Source organism: Thioalkalivibrio sp. (genome assembly GCF_041690275.1).
In the GTDB taxonomy this organism is placed as follows: domain Bacteria; phylum Pseudomonadota; class Gammaproteobacteria; order Ectothiorhodospirales; family Ectothiorhodospiraceae; genus Thioalkalivibrio.
The window spans coordinates 1-7,520 of record NZ_JAWLHP010000091.1 but is presented as its reverse complement, the minus strand read 5'-3'; the positions used below and the strand labels follow the sequence as shown (position 1 = coordinate 7,520).

The window sequence follows — 7,520 nt, the reverse complement described above, 5'->3', positions numbered from 1 at the left end:
GGAGCGGCTCCCGGCCGGATCGGGTCCAGGCTAGCTGGCGTCCGGCAGGTCGGCTTCGACTTCAGCGATGAGCTCCTGCACCGCCGCCAGTCCGAGCCGACGCATGGGGCGGCCGTCGATCGGTGATGGCGGCGCCTGGCGGATGCCGTCGGCCGGGAACACGGTGAGCTCGATGTCGAGCCCCTCGGGCCCGCGAAAGCTGAGGAAGGGCACCCGCATCCCGTGGCCACCCCGGTAGTGGCGCTCCCCGCTGCGGCACTGGATGCCCATGTCTCCGAGCCGGAAGATGACCTCTTCCACGGTCTCCGCGAAGCCGTGGAGATTGATCAACGGCTGCGGTTCCAGGATGCCGGTGACCAGCGGACCGACGAGGCGTGGCTCCAGCCCGGCCAGACGTTCCATCACCATCGCTGCCGCGCGCAGGCGATCCCGGTATTCGCGCCGGTTTGCGGCATCCGCAAACAGCCGGTTACGCTCCAGCACCGCAGCCTGCACCTCGGTATTGGCGGGCATTTCCCGCCGCCCGCTCATCCCGAGGTGAGCCGCGGCCTTGCGCTTGGCCAGGCCGTAGTCCCGCACGCCCTCCTCGAGAATGATGCGTGCGGCCTCCTCGGCGAGGCGCTGACGGGCCCTGGATTCCGGTATCGCCATCGAAGCGCTCAGAAGATGAATTCAGGCTGTGATTCGATACCGCGCCTGCCGCCCTCGCGTGCATCCGGGTCATCGGCGGCGGACGGAATGCTCGCGCTGCGCTCCGGGATCTGTTCCGGGAGCAGCCATTCCCGGTAGCCACGGGGATCGTCGTCGGTGGTGCGTTGCCCGGTTTCCGGCAGCAGGGCCACTTCGACCAGGTCCTCGGGGCGCTCGATCGGGGCCTCCGGCGTACCCGCCAGCGACCGCTGCATGAACCCCATCCAGATCGGCAGTGCCGCACGTCCGCCCGTCTCGCGGGAGCCCAGTTCGCGGTTATCGTCGAATCCGATCCAGGCGGTTGCCGCGAGCTCCGCGTTGAAGCCCACGAACCACGCGTCGCGGTAGGAGTTCGTGGTACCGGTCTTGCCGGCCAGGTCCTCACGCCCGAGCTCGAGCGCGCGGCGTCCGGTGCCGGAACGGATCACTCCGCCCAGCATCTGGCTCATCTGCCAGGCAACCCCGGGCTCCAGGGTCGGGACCGGATCGGCGAACTGCAACGGGCCCTGCGCAGTCACGAACTCGAGCTGCTGGCCCGCAGGATCGTCGCACGGGGCCGGGCACGCACGCTCGGTCGGCGCCTGGTAGATCAGCGTGCCGTCCACTTCCTCGATGCGCGCGATCAGCCACGGCGTGGTCAGCTGCCCCCCGTTCGCAAACGGGATGTAGGCGTTGTTGATCTCCATCGGGGTGACGGTCCCGGTACCCAGGGCCATCGACAGGTTCCGCGGGTGCTGCGCGCGGCGCACCCCGAACTGGTCCAGCTCCCCGTGGGTCTTGTCCACGCCGAGGGTGTTCAGCAACCGAATCGAAGCGAGGTTGCGCGAGTTGGCCAGCGCCTCGCGCATGGTCGTCGCTCCGTGGAAGCTGCGCGAATAGTTCTCGGGACGCCACTCCGCACCCAGGGCGGGGTCACCGAGGACCAGCGGCGCATCCATCAGGGTGCTCGAAGGCATCATTCCGTCCTGCAGGGCCAGCGCGTAGAGCAGCGGCTTGAACGCGGAACCCGGCTGGCGTTCGGCCTGCAGCGCGTGGTTGAACCGCTGCGTGAAGAAGTCGAAGCCGCCCGCCAGCGCCAGGATCGCCCCATCGTCGGGTGCCTGCGCGACTACCGCGCCGGTGACCTCCGGGACCTGGCTGAGGCGCCACCCGCCCTCGGTGGTCGGCCGGATACGCACCACGTCTCCACGCTGGAGCCACTCGGAAACGGGCTCTTCCGCCGGTTTCGCCCAGGCGAGGTCCTCGCCCGCGAGTCGGTGCTCGCCCACGGTGGCCCCGTCCACCAGCACGCCCTCCCGGTCCGACTCGACCACCACTGCCGGAAACAGCAGGCCTCCGCTGGGGCCCATTTCCGCGAGGACCTGCCTGCGGGCTTCGGGATCATCGACGACGGAGGCATCCAGGCCCATTTCGGGTCCCCGGTACCCATGGCGCTGGTCGTAGTCGAGCAGGCCTTCGCGCAGGGCCGCGTTGGCCGCTTCCTGCGCATCGCCGTCGATGGTCGTGTAGATCCGCAGACCGCGAACGTAGGCATCCTCGCCCCAGAGGTTCACCGCGACCTGGCGTGCGGCCTCGGCGACCCAGGGGGCATCCACCTCGGCATTGGCCGCATGCCGCTGGCCCAGCACGGGGCGCGCGACGGCTTTTGCGTGTTCCTCGGGGGTGATCAGATCGAGTTGCAGCATCCGCCGCAGCACGTAGTCGCGGCGGTTCCGGGCCCGCTCGGGACTGGTGATCGGGTTGGTCGTGGAGGGCGCCTTGGGCAGTGCCGCGAGAATCGCCATCTGATCGAGCTCAAGTTCTTCGAGGTCGCGGCCGAAATAGACCTTGGCGGCTGCGGCGACTCCGTACGCGCGCTGCCCGAGGAAGATCTTGTTCAGGTAGAGTTCGAGGATCTGGTCCTTGGTCAGCTCGCGTTCGATCTGCAGCGCGAGGAAGATCTCGCGGATCTTGCGCTCGTAGGTGCGATCGCGGGTCAGGAAGAAGTTCCTCGCAAGCTGCATGGTGATCGTGCTGCCGCCCTGCGTGCGCTCACCGGTGCTGAAGACGTGGATGCCGGCGCGCAGCAGGCCCAGCGGGTCCACCCCGCGATGCTGGTAGAAACGCTCGTCTTCGGCCGCGATGAAGGCCTGCAGGAGGCGTTCCGGCATCTCGGAAATGGCCAAGGGCTCGCGGCGCTGCTCGGCGAATTCGCCGAGCAGGTGACCGTCGGAGCTGTAGACCTGCATCGGGGTCTGCAGTCGAACCTCGCGCAGCGAGTCGACGGCGGGCAATCCCGGTGCATAGTAGAGATATAGACCTAGAAAGACGGCGATTGCGGCCATGCCGGCGCCCACGGCTAGAGACAGCAGGGCGAGAATTACACGGAGGAATAGTGGCATGGCATCAGTTTCGAGTCTGGACGGGGGAATTAAGGGGATGAGAGAGCCGCTTGCGATGACGTGTTAAAGCGGACTATCATCGACGCGTAAATACGTGTAAACAGCGGGGCATCGATCTATTATAAGCCCTGCAGCACGCGAACATCAGGGGGGCAGTGTGCTAGGACTGGGGAAAAAGCGCCACGCTTTGCTCGGGGTCGATTTCAGCGCTGCCGCGATCAAGGTTCTAGAACTGAGTCGCAGCGGCAGCGGCTACAAAGTCGAGGCCTTCGCCGTGGAACCGCTTCCGGAAGGGGCGGTGGTGGACAAGGAATGCCGCGATGCCGGAGCGATTGGCGCGGCACTGGAACGCGCGGTGAAGCGGTCCGGGACTCGTCTGAGGCACTGCGCGATGGCGGTGCCGTCTTCCACGATCATCACTCGGACCCTCCGGCTCTCGAGCAGCCTGAGCCAGGCCGAGCTCGAGGGACAGGTGAGCGTCGAGGCCGATCAATACATTCCATACAACATCGAGGACGTCAGCATCGATTTCCAGGTGCTGGGCAAGAACGCCGCGAACCCGGAGTTGCTGGACGTCCTCGTGGTGGCATCACGCAAGGAACACGTCGAGTCGCGCGTCGCGATCGCGGAGGCCGCAAAGCTGACGGCGGACCTGGTCGATGTCGAGGCCTACGCGGTGGAGCACGCGTCGTCGCTGCTGCTGGACCAGCTTCCGGACCGCGAACAGAAGCCGATCGTCGCGGTGGTGGATGTGGGCGCGCAGGTGACCAGCGTCTACGTGATGAGCCAGGAACAGGGGGTGATCTACACCCGCGAGCAGGACTTCGGCGGCCGCCTCCTGACGGAGGAGATCATGCGCCGCTACGACATGGACATGCAGCAGGCCGGCAACGCCAAGATTCACGGCGAACTGCCGCCCGACTATCCCGTGTCGGTGCTGGAGCCCTTCAAGCAGAGCATGATGGACCAGGTGCAGCGGCTGCTGCAGTACTTCTACGTGACGCGGCCCCAGGACACCATCGACCAGATCTTTCTCGGCGGCGGTTGCGCCTCCATCCCGGGCATCGACGAACAGCTCGAGGAGGTCACCGGCACCCCGGTGGCGATCGCCGACCCGTTCCGGGGAATGCCCGTCGCACGCCGGGTGAACCGGCAACGCTTCCTCAATGACGCGCCGGCCACCCTGACGGCCTGCGGCCTGGCCATGCGGGGGTTCGTGGGATGATCTACATCAACCTGTTGCCATGGCGGGAACAGCGCCGGGCCGAGCGTCGCAAGCAGTTCTTCGCGCTGGTCGGGATCGCGGCACTCGTCGGCGCCGGACTGGTCCTGGCCGCCCATGCCTACGTCAATCTTCTGATCGATCATCAGGACACGCGTAACGAGATGCTGCAGACCGAGATCCGGGCGCTGGACCGCCAGATCGCCCGGATCCGCGAGCTGGATGAACAGCGGCAGGCGGTGATCGACCGCATCGAGGTGATCCAGACCCTGCAGGCGAGCCGGCCGGAGGCAGTACACCTATTCGACCAGATGGTGGTGACGCTGCCCGAGGGCACCTATTTCCAGGAGTTGCGGCAGGAGGATGAACGCATCCAGCTCGTGGGCCGCGCGGAGTCCAACGCACGCATCTCGGCCCTGATGCGTCGTTTCGAGGATTCGTCCTGGTTGGAAGACCCGGCACTGCAGATCATCGAGACCCGCCAGGAGGGACCGCTGCAGGTGCGCGACTTCCGCCTCGAGGCCGAACAGACGCGCCCGACAGCGCCGGAGACGGAGAACGGGGAAGCAGACGAGGGGGCCTCGTGATGGACTGGAGAGCGATCAACGAAATCGACCTGCACAACATCGGTGAGGCGCCCGGGATCTTCAAGGGCTTCATCGTCGTGCTGATCATCGGGGCCCTGCTCGGGGCGGGCTACTGGTTCCTGATCAAGGATCAGTTGGAGGCGCTCGAGCGTGGCGAGCGGCAGGAGACCCAGCTGCGCGCCGAGTTCGAGGAAAAGCAGAGCCGGGCAGCCAACCTGCCGGCCTACGAGGCGCAGCTCGAAGAGATCGAGCGCATGTTCGCCTCACTGCTGCAGCTGCTGCCCAGCACCGCCGAGATTCCGAGCCTGCTGGTGGACATCTCCCAGACCGCGCTCACCGTCGGCCTCGAGATCGAACTGTTCCAGCCGAGACCCGAGGTCAACCAGACGTTCTACGCCGACGTCCCGATTCAGCTGCGGTTGCGCGGTAACTACGAGGAGCTCGCGGAATTCGTCAGCGGTGTCTCTGCGATGCCCCGAATCGTGACGGTGCACGATGTCTTCATTCGCCCCGGCGAATCGGACAGCGAGCTGCTGATGGACGCGGTGGCCCGTACCTACCGCTATCTGGAGGAAGGTTGATGGTCACCCATGGCATGCCCCTCCCCTGGTTCCTGGTACTGGCTGTCGCGGTGGTATTGGCCCTCTCCGGGTGCCAGCGGGACACCGCCGACCTGAGGCAGTATATCGAGGAGGTCAAGGAGCGGCCCGGGGGTGATATCGAGCCGATGCCGACGATCGAGCCCCACGAGCCCTATCTCTATCCCGGACACGACCGGTCCCCATTCGATTCCACCGTGATCGCGAGCCCGCTTCCGGACGAACCGGTTGGCATCCCCGGTGATGTGGATGTCGATTTCGACCGGCCGCGCGAGCCACTGGAGAGCCATCCGCTGGATTCGCTGCGCATGGTCGGTTCGCTGGAGCAGGAAGGTGTACGCTATGCTCTGGTAAGAACACCGGACCGCACGATACAGTCGGTGACCGCGGGCAACTACATGGGGCAGAATTTCGGAAGGATCACCGAGATCACCCCGCAGTCGATTCGCCTGGTCGAAGTGGTTCCGGATGCCTTCGGTGGGTACATGGAGCGCGAGAACTCCATCGCGTTGTCGGAATGACATCTCAGGGGGGATACAGCCATGAACGTGGAATGTGACAGCACCGCCGGCACGAGGCACCAGGGGGGCTCGCGGTGGCGCGGAACAGGAGCGGTGCTGCTCTGGCTGGCAAGCCTGGCCCTCTTCGCGGCCCCACCGTTGTCGGCCCAGGAACTCCAGGATGTCAGGGCCACGGGGCTCGGCTCGGGCCAGACACAGCTCGCGCTACAGTTCTCCGAACCACCGCCTGATCCCAGCATCTTCGCCATCGATTCACCACCACGCATCGCCCTCGATCTGCCCGGTGTCTCCAACCGGCTCGCGGCGCGTACCACCGAGCTGAACATCGGGCCGCTACAGTCCGTCACTGCCGTGGAGGCGGGCGAACGCACGCGGGTGGTCGTGAACCTGAACCAGAGCTCGGACTACCGCAGCCAGGTCGAAGGCAACAGCCTGGTCCTGACCATCGGACCCGGAGCGGCCCGGGCGGAACCGGTTGCGGCCACGCCCGAGCCGCAGGCCGCGGCCGGGGCCGAACCCGCGCCGGGGCGTGCGGGCGTTCGCAGTGCGCGGCCCCCCGAGATCATGGATGTCGATTTCCGCCGCGGGGAGGAAGGCCAGGGGCGCGTAATGATCGAGCTCTCTCGGCCGGGCGTCTCGGTGGAGGTGCAGGAACAGGCCGGGCGGGTGGAAGTCGTGTTCCCGCGCGTACTGTTGGACGAGGAACTGGTGCGGCGCATGAATGTGGTCGACTTCGCCACGCCGGTCGTGAGCATTGATACCGCGCGGGAGGGGGACGATCGGGTTCGCATGGTGGTCAACACCACGGGGGAATATGACGTCCTTTCCTACCAGGCGGATCGCCAGTTCGTGATCGAGGTCGCGCCGCTGCCCGAGGAGGAGCGCGAGGCCCTTCGGGCCGAGCGGGAAGAGTACGTCGGCGAGCGCTTGTCGCTGAACTTCCAGGACATCGAGGTCCGGTCGGTGCTGCAGCTGCTGGCCGACTTCACGGACCTGAACATCGTCGTCAGCGACACGGTGACCGGCAACATCACGCTGCGCCTGAACAATGTGCCGTGGGACCAGGCCCTGGACATCGTGCTGACGGTCCGCGATCTGGACAAGCGCATGAGTGGCAACGTGATCTACGTGGCACCGCGCGAGGAGATCGCCGAACGCGAGCGTCGTGAGCTCGAGGCCATGAAGGAGCAGGAGGACCTGGCACCGCTGCGCACCGAGTTCATCTCGGTGAACTTCACCCAGGCGGAGTCCATCCGGCGCCTGATCTACGATCGTGAACGGAGCGGAGCAGGCGGAGGCGAAGGCGTGGACCGCCGCATGTCCTTCCTCTCCGACCGGGGCAGCGTCGCGGTCGACGCCCGGACCAACACCCTGATCATCCGCGATACCCAGGATCAGATCGATGCGATCCGGCGTCTGGTCCAGCGCCTGGATGTGGCCACGCAGCAGGTGCTGATCGAGACCCGCGTGGTGATCGCGGACGACAACTTCCGCCGGGACCTGGGGGTGCGGTTCGGGGT

Annotated in this window: 7 protein-coding genes; 5 read left to right on the top strand and 2 right to left on the bottom strand. The window is 66.4% G+C overall.

The genetic code is table 11. From position 1 onward, the window contains the following. Positions 1-30: 30 nt before the first annotated feature. Both ACESMN_RS12820 and ACESMN_RS12815 read right to left on the bottom strand, forming a co-directional pair. Positions 31-651, bottom strand: a complete 621-nt coding sequence (locus ACESMN_RS12820) for a hypothetical protein (protein ID WP_373053998.1) — start codon at positions 649-651, stop codon at positions 31-33. 8 nt (positions 652-659) lie between these two features. Continuing rightward, positions 660-3,071 carry a penicillin-binding protein 1A gene (locus ACESMN_RS12815; protein WP_373053997.1) on the bottom strand — a complete coding sequence of 804 codons (2,412 nt, stop codon included), beginning with the start codon at positions 3,069-3,071 and terminating at the stop codon, positions 660-662. A 157-nt stretch (positions 3,072-3,228) separates the two neighbouring features. Here ACESMN_RS12815 and ACESMN_RS12810 point away from each other — a divergent pair, with 157 nt between their 5' ends. From ACESMN_RS12810 to ACESMN_RS12790, 5 genes are all read left to right on the top strand, one after another. After that, a complete protein-coding gene (locus ACESMN_RS12810) occupies positions 3,229-4,296 on the top strand; it encodes a pilus assembly protein PilM (protein WP_373053996.1) in 1,068 nt (355 codons plus the stop codon). Next, a complete protein-coding gene (locus ACESMN_RS12805; protein ID WP_373053995.1) occupies positions 4,293-4,880 on the top strand; it encodes a PilN domain-containing protein in 588 nt (195 codons plus the stop codon). The genes ACESMN_RS12810 and ACESMN_RS12805 overlap by 4 nt, the downstream gene beginning before the upstream one ends. Beyond that, positions 4,880-5,461 (top strand): type 4a pilus biogenesis protein PilO, encoded by a 582-nt coding sequence (locus tag ACESMN_RS12800; RefSeq protein WP_373053994.1) that lies wholly within the window; start codon positions 4,880-4,882, stop codon positions 5,459-5,461. Before ACESMN_RS12805 ends, ACESMN_RS12800 begins: the two co-directional genes overlap by 1 nt. Positions 5,462-5,475: 14 nt before the next feature. Beyond that, a complete protein-coding gene (locus ACESMN_RS12795) occupies positions 5,476-6,000 on the top strand; it encodes a pilus assembly protein PilP (protein ID WP_373053999.1) in 525 nt (174 codons plus the stop codon). A 21-nt stretch (positions 6,001-6,021) separates the two neighbouring features. Continuing rightward, a partial coding sequence (locus tag ACESMN_RS12790) for an AMIN domain-containing protein (RefSeq protein WP_373053993.1) occupies positions 6,022-7,520 on the top strand: 1,499 nt, incomplete at its 3' end.